Annotated in this window: 14 protein-coding genes; 1 reads left to right on the forward strand and 13 read right to left on the reverse strand. The window is 61.9% G+C overall.

The window, feature by feature from the left end; all coding sequences use genetic code 11:
• Positions 1-29 precede the first annotated feature (29 nt).
• Together otsB and QMN23_RS13835 are read right to left on the reverse strand one after the other, a co-directional pair.
• Positions 30-776: a trehalose-phosphatase gene (gene otsB, locus QMN23_RS13830; protein WP_281999915.1), complete on the reverse strand. Its 747-nt coding sequence runs from the start codon at positions 774-776 to the stop codon at positions 30-32.
• Positions 776-2,263 carry an alpha,alpha-trehalose-phosphate synthase (UDP-forming) gene (locus tag QMN23_RS13835; protein ID WP_281999916.1) on the reverse strand — a complete coding sequence of 496 codons (1,488 nt, stop codon included), beginning with the start codon at positions 2,261-2,263 and terminating at the stop codon, positions 776-778. The genes otsB and QMN23_RS13835 overlap by 1 nt, the downstream gene beginning before the upstream one ends.
• Before the next feature lie 259 nt (positions 2,264-2,522).
• Between QMN23_RS13835 and QMN23_RS13840 the strand changes: the two genes are divergently transcribed.
• Positions 2,523-4,379: a chloride channel protein gene (locus QMN23_RS13840; protein WP_281999917.1), complete on the forward strand. Its 1,857-nt coding sequence runs from the start codon at positions 2,523-2,525 to the stop codon at positions 4,377-4,379.
• A gap of 136 nt (positions 4,380-4,515) precedes the next feature.
• Here QMN23_RS13840 and QMN23_RS13845 read toward each other — a convergent pair whose 3' ends face one another.
• The 11 genes from QMN23_RS13845 to trpB form a co-directional block, all read right to left on the reverse strand.
• Positions 4,516-4,929 carry a cupin domain-containing protein gene (locus QMN23_RS13845; protein ID WP_281999918.1) on the reverse strand — a complete coding sequence of 138 codons (414 nt, stop codon included), beginning with the start codon at positions 4,927-4,929 and terminating at the stop codon, positions 4,516-4,518.
• Positions 4,922-5,767, reverse strand: coding sequence for a dTDP-4-dehydrorhamnose reductase (gene rfbD, locus QMN23_RS13850; RefSeq protein WP_281999919.1), 846 nt, complete (start codon positions 5,765-5,767; stop codon positions 4,922-4,924). The genes QMN23_RS13845 and rfbD overlap by 8 nt, the downstream gene beginning before the upstream one ends.
• 89 nt (positions 5,768-5,856) lie before the next feature.
• Complete coding sequence (gene rfbB, locus QMN23_RS13855; RefSeq protein WP_281999920.1) at positions 5,857-6,930, reverse strand: dTDP-glucose 4,6-dehydratase; 1,074 nt, start codon at positions 6,928-6,930, stop codon at positions 5,857-5,859.
• Positions 6,931-7,003: 73 nt separating this feature from the next.
• Positions 7,004-9,073 (reverse strand): LPS-assembly protein LptD, encoded by a 2,070-nt coding sequence (locus QMN23_RS13860; RefSeq protein ID WP_281999921.1) that lies wholly within the window; start codon positions 9,071-9,073, stop codon positions 7,004-7,006.
• Positions 9,074-9,082: 9 nt separating this feature from the next.
• On the reverse strand, positions 9,083-10,360 hold the full coding sequence (locus QMN23_RS13865) for a bifunctional folylpolyglutamate synthase/dihydrofolate synthase (protein ID WP_281999922.1): 1,278 nt from the start codon (positions 10,358-10,360) through the stop codon (positions 9,083-9,085).
• 87 nt (positions 10,361-10,447) lie between these two features.
• Positions 10,448-11,293: an acetyl-CoA carboxylase, carboxyltransferase subunit beta gene (gene accD / locus QMN23_RS13870; protein ID WP_281999923.1), complete on the reverse strand. Its 846-nt coding sequence runs from the start codon at positions 11,291-11,293 to the stop codon at positions 10,448-10,450.
• An 82-nt stretch (positions 11,294-11,375) separates the two neighbouring features.
• Entirely contained in the window at positions 11,376-12,170 is a 795-nt protein-coding gene (trpA, locus tag QMN23_RS13875; protein WP_281999924.1) for a tryptophan synthase subunit alpha, read from the reverse strand.
• 53 nt (positions 12,171-12,223) lie between these two features.
• Complete coding sequence (locus QMN23_RS13880; protein ID WP_281999925.1) at positions 12,224-14,407, reverse strand: methyl-accepting chemotaxis protein; 2,184 nt, start codon at positions 14,405-14,407, stop codon at positions 12,224-12,226.
• 179 nt (positions 14,408-14,586) lie between these two features.
• Positions 14,587-15,084: an LEA type 2 family protein gene (locus tag QMN23_RS13885; RefSeq protein WP_281999926.1), complete on the reverse strand. Its 498-nt coding sequence runs from the start codon at positions 15,082-15,084 to the stop codon at positions 14,587-14,589.
• Positions 15,085-15,248: 164 nt separating this feature from the next.
• Positions 15,249-15,896 (reverse strand): transglycosylase SLT domain-containing protein, encoded by a 648-nt coding sequence (locus QMN23_RS13890; protein WP_281999927.1) that lies wholly within the window; start codon positions 15,894-15,896, stop codon positions 15,249-15,251.
• Positions 15,897-16,270: 374 nt separating this feature from the next.
• Positions 16,271-17,461 carry a tryptophan synthase subunit beta gene (gene trpB, locus QMN23_RS13895; protein WP_281999928.1) on the reverse strand — a complete coding sequence of 397 codons (1,191 nt, stop codon included), beginning with the start codon at positions 17,459-17,461 and terminating at the stop codon, positions 16,271-16,273.
• Between the last annotated feature and the right edge of the window lie 112 nt (positions 17,462-17,573).

Raw genomic sequence — 17,573 nt, forward strand, 5'->3', positions numbered from 1 at the left:
CTCTCCGGTTGCGCCGCAAAGAAATGTCCTCAGCGGACCGGCACCGCGCCGCCGACGGTCTGGGCAAGGGCAAGCGGTCCGTCCAGCAGATAGGCTCCCGCCACCGGCGATGCAGTGCCGATGGCGAAGACCGTCCCCCCTTCGCCGACGACCCAGGCCATCGCCCGGGCATCATTTTCGTCATCCCCGGCGTAGAAAAGCCGGTCAGTGCCCCGCCGGTAGCCGACATAATCGCACAGCCGCCTGACGCCGTATTCCTTGTTCAACCGCTCCAGAAACTGCACTTCCAGGACCTCGGGCCCGCGGAACAGCTGGAGATCGTTCATCCGGCACCACTTGTCGAGGCAGAGGGCAAGCATCTCCTTGACGGCTGGCGAGAGTCGCCGGGTATGGACCGCCACCGACCAGTACTTGTCTTCCACCTCGCCGCCGGATAGGACGACGAGCTCGGTGAGCCGGCGCAGATGATTGTGCCGCAGCGTTTCGATCTGCCGCGCCTCCTCCGGCGGGGCACCGAGCCGCTCCCCCCCCGGCACCCGCCATTCGATGCCGCTCCCCCCGCCGAGAAACACCCCGGAGACCGGCACCCGGGCAATCAGGTCGTCAAGCGACCGGCTCGACAGGATGGCGACGATGTTTTCCGGCTTGATCACCAGGTCCCGTAACAGTTGCCGGCAGGCCGGATGGAGGCGGGCCGCCTGGCGATCAGCAACGATGGTGGCTAGGGTGCCGTCGAAGTCGAAGCAAAAAATAGTGCGTGCCCGGCCGTCATTCATCACCCGTTCTCCTCCTGGCCGAGCAGACGTTCCAGCTCGGCGAAGACGTTCAACCCCCAATCGTAGACCGTATTGCGCTCGACCTGGCTACGCAGCCGCTCCATCCGCTCCCGGCGTTCCGCTTCCGGCATCACACAGGCGCGGTACATGGCATCGGCAAGGCCATCGCCATCGAAGGGGTTGATCAGCAGCGCATCGCCCAATTCGCGGGCCGCGCCGGTGTAGCGCGACAGCAGTAGCACGCCGTCGCCGTCATTGCGGGCGGCAACAAACTCTTTGGCCACCAGATTCATGCCGTCATGCAGCGACGAAACCACCACCGCTTGGGCCATCCGGTAAGCAGCCAGGACGGCGTAATAATCGTGGTGCGCCCGGAGGAAGAAGACCGGCGTCCAGTCATCGGTCTGGTGCCGCCAGTTGATCTCGTCCACCAGGGCGTCGATCTGCTCGTTGAGGTGACGGTAGGCCTCGACATGGGTCCGGCTTGGTGCCGCCAGCTGCACGAAGCACACTTTACCCACCAGCTCGGGATGGCGTTGCAACATCAGATCGAAACCGCGGAGTCGCTCGGGAATCCCCTTGGTATAGTCGATCCGGTCGGCACCGACGAAGAGCGACAGTTTGCCGTGCTCTTCGCCCAGCTCCTTGAGGAATCCGGCCAGGCGGCGGCCCACCGTTTCCCCTTCCGCGTCGCGGCTGATTTGGCTGGCGTCGACGCTGATCGGAAAAGGACGGACCCAGGTCGGCCGGCCGCCGCGGAAGACCCGGAAATGCTCCAGGTCGACCCGCGCCTCGATGAACCGGTCAACGGTATCGAGAAAATTGTTGCAGTGGTACTGGATGTGGAAGCCGAGCAGATCGTTGCCGAGCAGGCCGTCGATGAGCTCTTCGCCCCAGGGGAAGATGCGAAACGCCTCGGGATTGGGCCAGGGGATATGCCAGAAATGGAGGATCTTCAGGTCGGGCCGGACATCCTTGAGCAGCCGCGGTAACAGCGCCAGGTGGTAATCCTGGATAAAGACGATGGCTGCCCCCCCCTCTGCCTCTTCCAGCACCGCATCGCGGAATTTTTCGTTAACTGACCGGTAGGTTTCCCACTCGGCCCGGGAAAAGTACGGCCGGGTGTAGACGGTATGGCAGAGTGGCCAGAGTGCCCGGTTCGCCAGGCCGTAGTAGTAGCCCTCTTCCTCTTTGCGACTCAGCCAGACCCGGCGCAGCGTATAGCGCGGCGCTTCGGGAGGGAGGCCGAGCCGCCCCCGGCGGTCCACCACCAGCCGGTCGGCGGTGCCGGAGCCATGGGCAACCCAGGTTCCCCCTACCGCCTTGATTATCGGCTCGATGGCAGTCACCATGCCGCTGGCGGGACGGACCATCCGGATGCCGTCGGCCACATGTTCGTGCAGGCACGGTTCGCGATTCGAAACGACTATCAGCTTCGCCCCGGCGGTAACCCCGGCGACAAAGGCGGCCAGTTCACTATCCTTCACCCTTGCTCCTTTCTTCCGTTCTTCTCCCGGGCCGAAACCGCCCCTGGCGACCAAAAAAAGGATTGCCCGGTGAGCAAACAGTAGATATAATTTGAATACAAATTATTTTAGCAAAAATCAACCCTCAATTTTTCTTTGACATTGGCAAAGCAGGTGTGGGAAAAGGGAAAGTTAAGACTGCGCCGGCGGCAACAGCCTGAATTAAGGCAGCTTTATCTTCCTGCGGTGATTTAAGACAAGTATACAGGATAACGTACCAATGACACCTACCCCAGCACGGAATCCGGACCGGCGCTCTAAAGCGGCGGTACTGGTCCGCGACCTGCAGCTGCTCCGCCGGTTCGTCTCCATTCGCAGGATCATCTTCAGCCTCCTCTCCCGGCTGAGAATCAGCGAAAATACCCTGATGGTGATCCTCGCCGTCTGCATCGGCCTGCTGGCAGGTCTCTGCAACTTTGCCTTCCGTCGGTGCATCGAGTTTTTCAACTGGCTGATCATCGGCAACGGCGCGGCCATTACCGGCTATGACCCGACCATCTGGAGCTGGCACCGGCTCTGGGCGCTCGCCTTCCCGCTGCTGGGGGCGCTACTGATGATCCCCCTCTTCATTACCTTCCCGGAAGACATGAACTTCGGCTTTCCCCGCTTTCTGGAAGCAGTCAACCTGCGTGGGGGGCGGCTACCGCTCCGGCTGATGTTCACCCGGGGCGTCTCTTCCGCCCTGACCATCGGCTCGGGAGGATCGGCGGGACAGGAAGGACCGATCGCCCAGATCGGCGGCACCGCCGGTTCGGTAATCGGCCACCTGCTCGGCATGTCCGAGGACCGGCTCAAGGTACTGATCGGCTGCGGCGTCTCCGGTGGCGTGGCGGCCACCTTCAACGCGCCGCTGGCCGGGGTTTTTTTCGCCCATGAGATTGTCTTGCTCTCGTCGTTCGACATCTCGTCATTCACCAGCATCGTTATCTCGTCGGGAATGGCGACCGTCGTCTCCCGGGCAATGTTCGGCGACATGCCGGCGTTCGACGTTCCCGCCTATCAGTTGGTCAGCCCGGTCGAGCTGTTCTTCTACGTACTGCTCGGCATCGTCAGCGGCGCCCTAGCCACGATGTTCATCGACTGGTACAGCCGGACCCGCGATTCTTTCAAGAAGCTCAACCTCCATCCGCTGCTCAAGCCATGCCTCGGCGGACTGCTCGTCGGCTGCATCGGCGTTTTCCTCCCCCAGGTCCAGGGAAACGGCTACGAATTCATCGAGCGGGTTGTCACCAACAACACCGGCTGGCTGCTGGTCACCCTACTTATCTTCGGCAAGATCCTCGCCACTTGCGTCACCCTCGGCTCGGGGCTCCCCGGCGGGACTTTTGCTCCTTCGCTTTTCATCGGCTCGGTCACCGGCATGAGTTTCGGCTTTCTGATGAACCAGCTGTTCCCTCTCTACACTTCGACCCCGGGGGCCTACGCCATGGTCGGCATGGGAACGTTCCTGGCCGCCGTAACCCACGCACCGATGACCGGCATCTTCCTTCTCTTCGAAATGACCGGTTCCTACCAGGTCATTGTCCCGATTATGATCTCCTGCGTCATCGGCACCTCCATTGCCCGTCATTTCCGCAAAGACGGCATCGATACCGCCGACCTGGCCGCCCGGGGGATCGACCTGCGGGCCGGGCGGGAGCAAAACGTCCTGGAGACAATCCGGGTAAAGAACGTCATGGTCCGCGATCCGGAGGTGTTGCCCGACAATCTGCTGATCCGCGAATTCCTCAAGCGGGCCCATGCCTCCCGTCACAGCACCTTCCCATTGATGAATCCGGGCGGGGAACTGACCGGCATCGTCACCACCCACGACTTCCTCGGCGTCGCCTTCGACCGGCAACTGCTCGAAACGGTCCAGTTGAGCGAAGTGGCCACCAACGACGTCATCACCGTCAACAGCAGCGACAACCTGGCCGAAGCACTGCGCAAGATCGACTATAGCACCCTCGAAGAGCTGCCGGTCGTCGAGGTGGAGAACCCGCGCAAGGTCATCGGTATCCTCTCCCGGCGAGACATCACCGCCGCCTATAACAAGGCGATGATGAAGCGCTCGTTCAGGGCCAAACAATTTCACTAACGTGGCGTAGGGTGCCCGAAAGGGCTCAGCAGGAAACTGCAGTGGATGCAGTGGAGGACCGCCGGGATAAGCCGCCGGGTGCCAGGCGGAGATTGCCTTGGCAGCCCACCCGGCGGCGAGATGCGGGGGGGCGCCGTTACCGTTGGTCCGGCGGAACGTCCGGCTCGTCGCACCGGTGGTAGTCGTCGTCAAAGCGGACAATGTCGTCTTCACCGAGATACTCGCCGCTCTGCACCTCGATGATCACCAGGGGGATTTTGCCGGGGTTTTCGAGCCTGTGGCAGCGACCGATCGGAATGAACGTCGACTCGTTGACGTTGACCACGTACTCCTCTTCGCCGCAGGTTACCCGGGCGGTACCGGAAACGACGATCCAGTGTTCGCTCCGGTGATGGTGCATCTGCAGCGAGAGCCGCTGCCCTGCGCCCACTTCAATCCGCTTGATCTTGTAATTCCGGCTTTCATCGAGGACCGTATAGGTGCCCCACGGCCGTTCGCCACGTTCCAAGCCTGCCATCTCGGTCGAAATCGTCTCCCCGCCGTCACCCATTGCGTCCCCCCTCCCGTCGCTTTTCCAAGTATGTCCGGAGCGCCTCGTCCCAGCGTTCCAGTTCCAGCCCCGTATCGTGGACCAGCCGACAATTGTCGAGGGCAGAAAAGGCGGGCCGTGGCGCAGGCCGGCCCAGCTCCGCGGTCGTTTGCGGCCGGAGCTGCACTGACACCCCTGCCGCCGTAAAGATCGCCTCGGCAAATGAAAGCCACGAACAGCTGCCGGCGTTGGTCGCATGATAGGTACCGCGACAGCCGCAATCGAGCAGGGTGCTGATTGCCAGGGCCAGATCCACCGTCCAGGTAGGTGAGCCGATCTGGTCGTTCACCACCCGCAGTTCCCGCTTCTCGACCGCCAGGGCGAGCATCGTCTCGACGAAGTTGCGGCCGCCGAGCCCATAAAGCCACTGGGTCCTGACGATCAAATGCTCGGGATTCTCCCGGGCCAGCTCCTCACCGAGAAGTTTCGACCGGCCGTAAACACTCAAAGGGTTTACCGGATCATCTTCCTGATAGGCCCCCCCCTTACGCCCGTCGAAAACGTAATCGGTGCTCAGCTGGACGAGGGTGGCGCCGATCTCGCGGCTGGCGGCAGCCAGGTGCCCCACCCCTTCGCCATTCACCCGCATTGCCAGCGCCTCGTTCGTTTCGCAGCCGTCGACATCGGTATAGGCGGCACAGTTGATAATCACCCGCGGCCTAACGGTGAACAGCACCCGCCGGACCGACGCAGGGAGGGTAATATCGATCTCGTCGACATCCACCCCCCGCACCTCGCCGGGAAGGACCCGCAGCAGATCCTGCCCCAGCATCCCTTTGGCGCCAACAACGAGAATCATCGCTCACCCTCCGGAACATGCATGAGATAAAATAACATGAAAAATCGGCAACTGCTCGCAGTCAGCTCGAATAGCGTCCCGGCTTCCTATCAACGGTCGGCATACTGCCGGACGTAATACTCGCGATAGGCCCCCGAGGTAACCGCGGCGACCCACTCCTGGTTGGCCAGATACCAGTCGATGGTTTCGGCAATCCCCCGTTCGAAGGTGTAGGCCGGCGCCCATCCCAACTCGCGGTGGATCTTGCCGGCGTCGATGGCATAGCGGCGGTCGTGGCCGGGACGATCCGCGACGAAGGTCACCAGTTTCCGACTCTCCCCGACCGGCCGGCCGAGGCGCTCGTCGAGCAGATCGCAGACCAACTGGACGATGGCGATATTCTGCCATTCGTTGTTGCCGCCGATGTTGTAGACCTGGCCGGGGCGCCCCCCTTTCAGCACGGTCTCGATCGCCTGAGAATGGTCCTTGACATGCAGCCAGTCGCGGACATTTTTGCCATCGCCGTAGACCGGCAGCGGCCGGCCAGTCAGCACGTTATGAATCATCAGCGGAATCAGCTTTTCCGGAAACTGGTACGGACCGTAATTATTGGAACAGCGGGTGATCAGCGCAGGAAAACCGTAGGTTTCGTGGTAGGCCCGCACCAGCAGATCGGCCCCCGCCTTGCTTGCCGAGTAGGGAGAATTGGCAGCCAACGGCGTCTCCTCGGTAAAGAAGCCATTGGCCCCAAGGGAACCGTATACCTCGTCGGTGGAGACCTGCAGATAGCGGAACTGTTCTATCGTGCCGGTCGACCAATGCCGGCGACTCTCCTCGAGAAGTACCTGGGTCCCGAGAACGTTGGTCCGGACAAAGAGCTCCGGACCGCTGATCGAACGGTCCACGTGGGATTCGGCGGCAAAATTGACTACTGCCTCGATCCGCTCCTCGACCAGCAACCGGCCGACCAGTGAGGCATCGCCGATATCGCCGTGAACGAACCGGTAGGCGGGATGGTTTTCCACCGCCGTCAGGTTTTTCAGGTTACCGGCATAGGTGAGCAGATCGAGATTGATCACCCGACAGCCCGGATTGGCCGGGAGAAAATAATTAATGAAATTGGCACCGATGAAACCCGCGCCGCCGGTGACGAGGACGGTCCGGGGAATAAATTGGTCGCGCATGGTTCCTCCAAAACTGGTTGCCGGGCGCCGGCGGTCCGGCCGCCGGGTTCCCCATCACATCGGGCGGATTGTCTCAGAACGCCCGGATCGACCCGAGAGAGCCGATCCCTGCCAGGGCGAAGTTGACAAAAAACTCGCGGTTGTCGAGCCGGTCCCGGTAGGAAAAGGTGACACTCCAGCATTGATGCCGGTACTCGAGGGCATAGGAAGATTCCAGGAAGTCTCCCAGATCGGCGGAATAGCGGCCGGTATACGTAAAGGTGAACGGCTTGACGAGGGCGACGACCGCCTTTCCTTCCAGGTAGTTGACCTCCCCCCGGGCAAATCGGTAGCCGAACCCCAGCGCATTGCCGTCGTCGTCGTGGAAGTCGGCGGAAACCCCCGCCGTGGAAAAATGGCTCTGGTACGGATTGTAACGGGCGTCAAGGCCGAGCGAAAGCTGCTTGAGCGGTTGGGCGGCCGCATCGAGCATCACGTCGGTGAAGGGGTGCCGATCATCCACCAGGGTCAGCAGGTCACGGCGGGTGCCGCTGAATTCATATCCCTGGGAGAGGCGGAGATAGAGCAGGTCCCGGTACTCGCTGCTGCCGTCGCTGCCGACAAACTTGCCGGTCAGGTAGTTGGTGAGCGAATAGACGATCCGATTCTCATGGACCACCCGATCGTAGTAATCGAAAAAGGGTACCGTCTCCTGGTTCTTGTCCTGGACGAAATTGTAACGGATCTCCGGAATCAGCACATGGCGCAGCCGGGGCATGGCGGCATTGCCGGTTTCGTAAACCCGGGCCAGGGTCGAGGAAACTGTGCCACCGGCGGTAAAGAGCCCCACCCCGTGGTATCCTTTGCCGATATCGCCGCCATAGGCGTTATACAGCCGTTCCTGGTACCCGGCCCAGGCGCTCAGTTCCAGAGCGTCGACCTTGCCATAGGCCGTCAGCGTCGGCTGCAGAGCGAGGCGTTCCCCTCGAATCCCGTCCTCCCGGTAAAAGTTCGTAAAACTGGAATCATAGGAAAGAAAAAGCGGCAGCGAACCAAGCTGCTGCCGGATGCCGGTAAGAGTGATCGTTGGCAGTTTCTGGAGGGTTTTGCTGTTGTCGGCAATATTGTCCCGCAGGTCTTCCATGTAGCGGAACTCGCCGGAGAGCACCTGGCGATGGAACCGTTTAGTCAGGGAGAGAGTCGACTCCAGGCTGTTCTGGTTATAGACCCCGGTCTGCTCGGCAAAATCGCGGTAAAAATTCCGGTCACTGACCAGATTGATGTCCGACTTGAGATCGAGGGTATCGGAGAAGTTTTGGACGTGCTTCTGGCTCACTTCACCCCGAAAACGCTGTTGGGTGGTATCGTAGATGACGTAGCCGCGGAACGAGCCTTCGCTCCCCCGGGTCAGGAGATAGCGGTAGTCCAGGCCAAGCCCTTCGCCTCGCTTGGTCTGGATGTCGAGAGTGATAGTGGCGTCCTGGCTGGGGGAGATGGCCCAGTAATACCCGAGGTTGAAGGTGAACCCCTTCTTGCTCGAATTGCCGCCGCGGGGGGTGAGAAAGCCCGACTGCCGCTCCCGCTTGACCGGAAAGACCAGGTACGGGAAATAGAACACCGGGACATCGGCAAGATAGAACAGGGCATTGCGGCCGGTCGCATAATCGCCCAGTGTTACGTCCACGTCGGAAGCGGAAAACTTCCAGCTCGGCGTGTCGCCATCACAGGTGGTGAAACTGCCGTGTTCCACATGGTACGATTCCGGACCGGCCTTGATCATCCGGGCGGCCCGGAGATGAAAGTTCCCCTTGCGGATAAAGGCATCGCCACTATCGACCTCTCCCGTTTCATCCTGATAATTGAGCTTGAGCCGTTGCGCCCGGAGCAGGTCGCCGTCGCGCATCAGGATAACGTTCCCGGACGCTTCCGCCTCCTCGCTACCGGTATTCAACCGGGCCTGATCGGAAAGGAGCGTGATCCCGCGGCCGTTGATCCGGACATTACCCGACGCCTCGACCAGATCCCGGGCCGCCTCATGGGTGAGGGTATCGGCTTCGATCCGGATCGGCCCCGTCTCGTCCCCCTGGCCGAAGGCGGCCGAAGCGGCCGAGGTCACCAGAAGGAGCGTTGCCAGCAGGCGTTGAGCTGAGAGAGCGAAATTCATGGTTGTCGTCTATCCGCGGAAAGGTTCGTAACGTTTTGTCAGGAGCACCGCCCGGGCCTCGCCGACCGTGAACAGGGAGCCACAAACCAGGATCAGGTCGTCGTCGGTCGCCCGCTGCCGGGCGAGAGCCAGGCCGGCGGCGACCGATCCACCATCAACCGCCGGACACCCACGGCTGGCGCACTCAGCGGCCAGAAGAGCGGAGGGAAGCGCCCGCTCGACCGTCGGCGTTACCGCCACTACTTCGCCGGCAAGCGGCAACAACGGAGAAAGGATGCCGGCAAGGTCCTTGTCGCCCATCACCCCGAGCACCATGAACAGCCGGCTGCGGGACAGCCCGCCGAGCGAGGCGGCCAGGGCAGCGGCACCGGCGGGGTTGTGGGCGCCATCGAGCAGGATGCGGGGCGGCCCGGGAAACAGTTCCATCCGTCCTGGCCAGCGGGCCGCCGCCAGCCCGTCGCCGAATGCCGTCTCCGGCAGGGGAAAACCGCAGTGGCCGAGCGATTCCGCCGCCGCCAGCGCAGTGGCGGCATTGTCCGCCTGGTAGCGACCGCCGATCCCCGGCCGCAAACCGGACAACGTCCGCGCCAGCCCATGATAAGCGAGAGTACCGTCCTCGTGCCAGGCGGCGGAAAAATCGTTGTCGAGTCGCACCAGGGAATTCCCTCCGCGCCGGCACTGTTCGGCAAGGACCGCGCTGACCGCTTCCGGCTGGCGCGACAGCACCACCGGCGTTCCCGGCTTGATGATCGCCCCTTTTTCCCGGGCAATCGCGGGCAGGCTGGCGCCGAGCCACTCGCAATGATCGAGGGCGATGGGCGTGATCACCGTCATGAGGCCGTTCGCCGCGCTGGTGGCATCGTGACCGCCCCCCATGCCGGCTTCGACGACGGCCACCGCCACCCCGGCTTCGGCAAACCAGAGCAGCGCCAGAGCGGTAACCACTTCGAAAAAGGTGGTGCCCGGTGGGGCAGCGGCGAGTACTCGCTCGGCCAACCGACCGGCCCGCTCTTCAGCGATCTCGGTACCGTCGAGACGGAACCGTTCGGTAAAACTGATCAGATGGGGCGAGGTAAACAGCCCGGTACGATAACCGCCCGCAGTCAGCAGGGAGGCGAGAAAAGCCGCCGTCGACCCTTTGCCGTTGGTCCCGACCACGTGAATGACCGCAAACGATTCCTGGGGATTGCCGAGTTGTTGTAACAGTGCAGAGATCCGTGCCAGACCCGGCCTGATGCCGAAACGCCTCAGGCCGTATATGTGTGCCAGAATCTCTTCATAGGTCATGACAGGCGGGAATTATAGGGGAAGAAGGGGGGAAAGTCCACCGATTTGAGGGAGGGGGCGGCAACCGGCGCCGCCCCGCTATCGCCGTTATTGGGGACGATAGAGCATTCCCAGCACCCGGGCCAGGGTGGCGCGCATATCCTTCCGTTCGACGATCAGGTCGACCATGCCGTGATCGAGGAGGTATTCGGCACGCTGGAACCCCTCGGGAAGTTTCTGGCGGATCGTCTGCTCGATGACCCGGGGGCCGGCGAAGCCAATCAGCGCCTTCGGCTCGGCGATATTAATGTCGCCGAGCATGGCGAAACTGGCGGTAACGCCGCCGGTCGTCGGGTCGGTCAACACCGAAATAAAGGGAAGCCCCTGCTCCCTCAGCTTGGCCAGCGCCGCCGAGGTCTTGGCCATCTGCATCAGCGACAGGATGCTCTCCTGCATCCGGGCGCCGCCGGAAGCGGAAACGACAATTACCGGGGTGTGGGCGGCAACGCCCCGCTCGATCGCCCGGGTGATCTTCTCGCCAACCACGCTCCCCATGCTCCCCCCCATGAAGGAGAAGTCGAAGACCGCCAGTTGTACCGGGATGGCCTCAATAGCCCCGGCGCCACAGATGACCGCATCCTTTGCCCCCCCTTTGGCGAGGGCGGCCTGGATCCGCTCCTGATAACTCTTGGAATCCTTGAACTCAAGGACATCCACCGAAACCATCGTAGCGTCGTATTCCACAAAGCTCCCCGCATCGAGCAGCAAGTCGATCCGCTGCCGGGCCGAGATCCGGTAATGGTGGTTGCACTTGGGACAGACATTGAGATTGCGCTCCAAATCTTTCGTGACGAGCGCTTCCTTGCAGCTCAGGCATTTGGTCCAGAGCCCTTCCGGTACCTTAACCTTTTTGTCTGTCGCCAACGGGGCCTTATCCCTTTTGAACCACGCCATCTGATAGCTCCCTCGGGGCCGCCATCGCCCCGGACTTTTTAGCAAAAATAAAGAAACCTGTTAACAGAAAACCACCGGAAAGTCAATTTGCAATTGCCCGTTTCAGACCGGCGGTGAACTCTCCCACGGCCGACTGAAGGGCCGTATCGCGGTGCTGCTCGAACAGCTTGACAATTGCGCTGCCGACCACTACCCCGTCACCGGCGGCGGCGACTTCCGCCGCCTGTTCGGGAGTGGAGACGCCGAAGCCGACGACCACCGGCACCGCCGTCTGGGCCTTAATGGCCGCCACATTGGCCCCGATCGACCGTTCGACGTCACGCCGCGCCCCGGTAACCCCGGTAACCGAAACGTAATAGATGAAGCCGCGGGCCCGGCGGGTCACCTTCCGGAGGCGGGCAGCATCCGAGGTGGGGGTCAGGAGGAAGATCAGATCGAGACCGTGCCGGTCGGTACAGGACTGCAGCTCGTCTGCTTCCTCGGGCGGCAGGTCGACCACCAGCACGCCGTCGACCCCGGCAGCGGCCGCATCGCTGGTAAAGCGCTCCAGACCGTAGTTGAGCAGCGGATTGTAGTAGCCCATCAGAATAATCGGCACCTGGGTGCGCCGCCGTACCGCTTTTACTGTCGCTAAAATTTTATCGAGTGTTGTGCCGGCCGCCAGCGCCCGCTCCGAGGCGAGCTGGATGGTCGGGCCATCGGCCATCGGATCGGAAAACGGCACCCCCAGTTCGATAATGTCGGCCCCGTTTCGCTCCAGGAGCGGAATCAACTCTTCGGTCGCCGCCAGGTTCGGATCACCGGCGGTAATGAACGTTACCAGGGCCTTGCTTCCCTGGGCCCGACAGCGGGCAAAGGTATCAGAAATCCTGCTCATGAACTCGCTACTCGCTTCCGCCGGTCCCGGTTGATCTGGAACCGGCTAGGGTCTCATTCCTCTTCCGTTTTGAAACTGCTCATCTCGCGCTGCAGGACGTCGAGCTGCCGGGAGAGCCGCGACACCGAATCGTCGAGCATCTTGGCGGCACCGAGGTTGGTCGACGTCGAATCCTGGATGTTTTCCACCGCCCGGATGATCTGCTCGCTCCCCCGGGTCTGTTCGTCGCAGGCCCGCTTGATCTGCAGGATCATGTCGGTGATGTTCTCGGTGGAGCGGGCAATGAAATTACCGACCTTGCTCTGCTCCTTGGTCGAGGTCCGGACCTGGGAGGTAAGCCCTTTCATCCGCTCGGCGGCGGTCATGATCATGTCGCTCCCCTTGCTCTGCTCCCGGGTCGCGCCGGCAATCTGGCCGATCATGTCGGAGACCCGCTCCATGGCATCGCGAATCATGTGGCTCCCCTTCGCCTGCTCCGTAGTCGCCCGGGCGATGCTCTCGACCTGGGCGGTCGCCTGCTGCACCCCGATGACGATCTTGTTGAGCGCTTCGCCGGACTCGTGGGACAGGGTCTCGCCGTCGGCAATGCTCTTCTCTGCCAGATCGATCGCCTCCACCGCCCGGGCCGTTTCATCCTGGACCCCCTTGATCAGCTGGGCGATCTCTCGGGTCGAGCTGGAGGTCCGCTCTGCCAGTTCCTTGATCTCGTCGGCCACCACGGCAAAGCCTTTGCCGTGTTCACCCGCCTGGGCGGCAATAATGGCGGCATTCAGGGCCAGCAGGTTGGTCTGTTCCGCCACCTCGTCGATAACCGAAAGGATGGCGCCGATATCGTTGGCCCGGCCGGAAAGAGTCTCGATCACTTCCGAGGTGATCCGGGAGGAGCGCTTGATTTCGTTGATCCCGGCAATGGTCGCCTCGACCGACGCCTTGCCGAGCTCGGCATCCTTGCGGACCTCTTCCGAAATGCTGGCGGTTTCCAAGGCGTTCTTCTCGACCTGCTTGATCGAACTGTCCATCTCCGCCACCGACGATGCCGTGGTGGTCGAAACTTCCATCAGGCTGACCACGCTGCTGCTGATCTGCTTGATCGACGCCGCCATTTCCATCACCGACGAACTGACCTCTTCCACTGCCTGGGAGAGCGAATCGACGTTCATCGCCACTTCCTCGATGCTGGCGGCCATTTCGAGGATCGAGGAGGAGGTTTCCGACGCCGAGAGGGAGAGGCTGTCGACGCCGTGGGAAACCTCTTTGACGGAGGTATTGATCTCGGTAACCGCCGAGGAGGTCAGGGACACGCCGCCGGCCTGGACTTCCGCGGCCGACATCACCCGGCGCGAAGCTTCGAAGATGTTGGCAGAAATCTGCCCCACTTCGATCAGCGAACGGTTCACCTTGCGGGCCAGTTCGCCGAGCATTTCGAGCATGGTGTTGAAGTCGCTGCTGAGATTGCCCAGCTCGTCGGCGGAATCGATCGCTACCCGGACCGTCAGGTCGCCCTTGGCCCCCAGGTTGGTCGCCCTGATCATCCGGTCCACCCGGCCGATGATGTTGCGGGTGGCGATCCCGCCGAAGAGCATCGCCAGCACGGCAGCACCGATAATGACGACAATGAAAGTAATGCTGACCGAGGCACGGATCTGTCCCGCCTCCTTGCCGACCTCCTGCATCATCACCTTGACGGTTTCCATCAAGTCGTCGATATCACGGGCAACGAAATCGCTGGCCCCCGACAACTCTTCCACCAGCCGCTCTTCCTCAAGGTTCGACGGGGTAGCCTGGCCGCTGACCACCGCCGTCTTGTAAGCGATGATCCGTTGCGCCACCTTCTCGTACTCGCCCCAGGTTTCCATCAACGCCTTGGCATGCTCCGCCATGACGCTGTCCTTTTCGGCCGGCTGGATGCCGAGTGCCTGATCGCCGGTCAACAGTGCCCGGCTGTATCGGCGGAAGATGTCCTGGTTCTTGTAATAGGCGGCAGCATGTTCCTTGACCCCCGCCGCATCGAGATGGGACATCAGGGTTTCAAGGATCGCCACCCGGCTGGTCCGCTCGGCAGCCTGCAGTTGCAGGGCAAGCTTCTGCTGATTGGCTCTGTTTTGCATCATCGTGGTAACACGACTGGTTACCATGCTGATGCTCTTGATACCGATGAAGCCGGTTACCGCGACAATTATCGCCATAATGGCAAACGAGCCGATCAACTTGTAGCCGAGTTTAAAATCATTGAGCATAACAACCTCGGAAGGCATAAATGAGCAACCTGCAATCCGTACTGATATACCAGACAGGTGCCGAACTTATCAAGCGAAAAGAGCCTTTTCACGCCGCTTTCCGCCGGGAAGGCCACCATAGGCCGGGCCTGTTTCACCACCCCGGGGAGAGGCGCCATCCCCCTCCCGGCAACCGGGGCTCAATGCTGCCAGCCGTTTATCAGACCGGCGAGCCCACCCAGCAGGGCGGACGGTCGATAGCGCGCCGGCACGCGAAAATCGCCCTGCGCCCCGACCGGGACCCGGGACGTGCTGAATGGCGTCTCGACCTGCAGGCTGCCGGTCAGGTGATAGGGGATTTTGTCAGGGTCGGGATGCCGTTCCAGGATGGCCAGCAGGTCCCGGTAGCGTACCAGAACCGGCAGGCGGATTTCGGTGGTGACCGCGGCCGGGAATTCCAGCCGCCGCCGCTGCCCCCCGCTGGCCAGCGGCAGGGTCATGACCCGCAGGTCATAAGTGTAGCCATCGAGGGTAAGGCTGAACGAATTGGGATTGGTGACGGCGAGCAGCACATCGAGCTCGACCCCTTCGCTCCCCAGGCCGACAACGGCCAGGTTTTTCACGGCGACCTGCGGCTCGGCAACCAGGAGCGAGCAGGCGGACAAGAGCGCTCCGACCAGCAACAGCATCTTTTTCATCGTTCGACCAATCCTTGCCTCGAAATCCGGATTATCCGGCGACCCACCTTAGCACAAGATCGGCGGCGAGTAAAACCCGACGCCCGGCAAGAACAAAAAAGAGGCGGACCTTGGGAAAAAGTCCGCCTCTCCGGTAGGGGAAGGTGTCATGCGACACCAAAACGTTACGACGCCTGCTCCAGGATGATCCGGGGCTCCTCAGCCTGAACGGGAGCAGGGGCACCCAATTCCCTGAGAATCTCACGCCGGTAGCGGCGCCGCTTGATCTCGTAGGCATCGGCCTCGGGGCCGACGCCGCAATAGAGCTTCTTTGCTCTCACCAGGTTGCCGTTCGCCATGTCGAGCTTGCTGTACAGCTCCCGCACGGCCGCTTCGGCGCACTTGGCATCGTTGCGCATCTCTTCTGGCCGATAACCGTGGCTCTCCGCCCGGGAGGGCATCAACTGCCAGACGCCGATGGCCCCCTTCGGGGAGACGGCGGCGGAGCTGAAGCCGACGGAACCGGTTTCCGCCAGGGCAATTTCCGCCAGGTCAAGGGGCATCAGCCTCGTCCCGAGGGTTTTCTGGTAACAGAGGTAAGCAAGACGGTGAGCCCGTTCAGAGTCGGTCCGGCGGGCAAATACCGCCGCAATGGCCCGAGCCTGCCGTTGCCGCTCGTCCAGTTCAACTCCTTGCTCCATGAGGCGGAGGACTTCCGGGTCGGGGGCAACTGCCGTCTGTGCTGTCGGTTCCGCCTCCTTGCGCAGTCCTGCCGGACTGCAGGAAACTCCGATGAGCATCATGCCTGCCAATAGATAAGTCAATTTTTTCATAAGATTTTTGGGTCGGGTTACGCAGCTTTGCCGGCCGGTCCGCGATGGGGATTGACGATGCGGAGCCTGTTCCGGCTGAAACCTCCTTTCGTGAAATCTCGGGTCCTTGACGAACCCGGGAGCGGAACGGCCTCCTGCCGCTCCGGCAAATATTAACAGCACCGTCGTCTTTAATGAGCCCCTTCTCTTCAAAAACGGCAAAAGGACCCGATGGGGCCCTTTTGCCTGATCCTGTTCTATTAAACAGGTAGTTGAGTTTATACAGTAAAACGTTGAGAAATGTCAAGCAATTATTTAAGTTTCACCTCTACTTTCAACTACTTACACAAGAAAAACCAACTGTCAGCCGCATACCGGTACGAGCCCCCCGCCGCTTACAAACTGACCCCCATCAGTTCGGCCACCGTATGGATATCCTTGTCGCCGCGGCCAGACAGGCAGGCAACGAGCGTCGTCTCTTTGCCGAGAGTGGGGGCCATTTTCAACACCTGGGCGATGGCATGGGAGGATTCGAGAGCCGGCATAATCCCCTCTTCACGGGTCAGGACCGTGAACGCTGCCAGGGCTTCCTCGTCGGTCACCGAGACATATTCGGCCCGGCCGCTTTCCTTGAGCCAGGCATGCTCGGGGCCGACCCCGGGATAGTCGAGGCCGGCGGAGATCGAATGGGCATTGGCAATCTGCCCGGCCTCATCCTGGAGGAGAAAGGTCTTGTTGCCGTGGAGCACCCCGACCCGGCCGGCGCAGAGCGGCGCCGCATGTTCGCCGGTGGCGATCCCCCGCCCCGCCGCCTCGACCCCCACCATCCGCACCGAGCGGTCGTTGAGGAACGGGTAAAAGAGCCCGAGGGCGTTACTGCCGCCGCCAACAGCCGCCACCAGGCAATCGGGCAGCCGCCCTTCGGCCTTCAGGTGCTGGGCGCGGGCCTCGCGGCCGATCACCGACTGGAAGTCGCGCACCATCATCGGATAGGGGTGCGGGCCAGCCACCGTGCCGATGACGTAAAAGGTATTGTCCACATAGGTGACCCAGTTGCGCAACGCTTCGTTCATCGCGTCCTTGAGGGTGGCAGTGCCTGCGGTGACCGGGGTTACCGTCGCGCCGAGCAGCTTCATCCGGAAGACGTTGAGCGACTGGCGGTGGATGTCCTCCTCACCCATGAAGACCTCGCACTCCATGCCGAGGAGCGCCGCAATGGTCGCGGTGGCGACGCCGTGCTGGCCAGCGCCGGTTTCGGCAATGACCCGTTTCTTCCCCATCCGTTTGGCGAGCAGCCCCTGGCCGATAGTATTGTTGACCTTGTGGGCGCCGGTATGGTTCAGGTCTTCACGCTTGAGATAGATTTTCGCCCCGCCGAGCTTTTCCGTCAGTTTCGCGGCGAAGTAGAGCGGATTGGGCCGCCCCACGTACTGACGGAGATAGTAGGTGAATTCTTCCTTGAATTCCCGGTCGTGCCGGTAATGGGCATAGGCTTTCTCCAGTTCCAGCAGCGCCGGCATGAGGGTTTCCGGCACGTAGCGGCCGCCGAACTGGCCGAAGTGGCCTTGTCTGTCGGGTAACTTCATAGGTCCTCCGTTTCTGATTGGTACGATAGCGGGCCGCGGCAACGCCGGGGATTCCCCTGCGCCGGGACCGCCATTGGCGGTTGTAGCAGAGAAAAGCCGGCAAAACAAGGGG

Source organism: Geotalea uraniireducens (assembly GCF_027943965.1).
In the GTDB taxonomy this organism is placed as follows: Bacteria; Desulfobacterota; Desulfuromonadia; order Geobacterales; family Geobacteraceae; genus Geobacter; species Geobacter uraniireducens.

Excerpts from the sequence above, each read along its gene's own strand:
- otsB (WP_281999915.1), bottom strand. The coding sequence starts at position 776 with ATGAATGACGGCCGGGCACGCACTATTTTTTGCTTCGACTTCGACGGC.
- QMN23_RS13840 (WP_281999917.1), top strand. The coding sequence starts at position 2,523 with ATGACACCTACCCCAGCACGGAATCCGGACCGGCGCTCTAAAGCGGCG.
- QMN23_RS13845 (WP_281999918.1), bottom strand. The coding sequence starts at position 4,929 with ATGGGTGACGGCGGGGAGACGATTTCGACCGAGATGGCAGGCTTGGAA.
- rfbD (WP_281999919.1), bottom strand. The coding sequence starts at position 5,767 with ATGATTCTCGTTGTTGGCGCCAAAGGGATGCTGGGGCAGGATCTGCTG.
- rfbB (WP_281999920.1), bottom strand. The coding sequence starts at position 6,930 with ATGCGCGACCAATTTATTCCCCGGACCGTCCTCGTCACCGGCGGCGCG.
- QMN23_RS13860 (WP_281999921.1), bottom strand. The coding sequence starts at position 9,073 with ATGAATTTCGCTCTCTCAGCTCAACGCCTGCTGGCAACGCTCCTTCTG.
- QMN23_RS13865 (WP_281999922.1), bottom strand. The coding sequence starts at position 10,360 with ATGACCTATGAAGAGATTCTGGCACACATATACGGCCTGAGGCGTTTC.
- accD (WP_281999923.1), bottom strand. The coding sequence starts at position 11,293 with ATGGCGTGGTTCAAAAGGGATAAGGCCCCGTTGGCGACAGACAAAAAG.
- trpA (WP_281999924.1), bottom strand. The coding sequence starts at position 12,170 with ATGAGCAGGATTTCTGATACCTTTGCCCGCTGTCGGGCCCAGGGAAGC.
- QMN23_RS13880 (WP_281999925.1), bottom strand. The coding sequence starts at position 14,407 with ATGCTCAATGATTTTAAACTCGGCTACAAGTTGATCGGCTCGTTTGCC.
- QMN23_RS13885 (WP_281999926.1), bottom strand. The coding sequence starts at position 15,084 with ATGAAAAAGATGCTGTTGCTGGTCGGAGCGCTCTTGTCCGCCTGCTCG.
- QMN23_RS13890 (WP_281999927.1), bottom strand. The coding sequence starts at position 15,896 with ATGAAAAAATTGACTTATCTATTGGCAGGCATGATGCTCATCGGAGTT.
- trpB (WP_281999928.1), bottom strand. The coding sequence starts at position 17,461 with ATGAAGTTACCCGACAGACAAGGCCACTTCGGCCAGTTCGGCGGCCGC.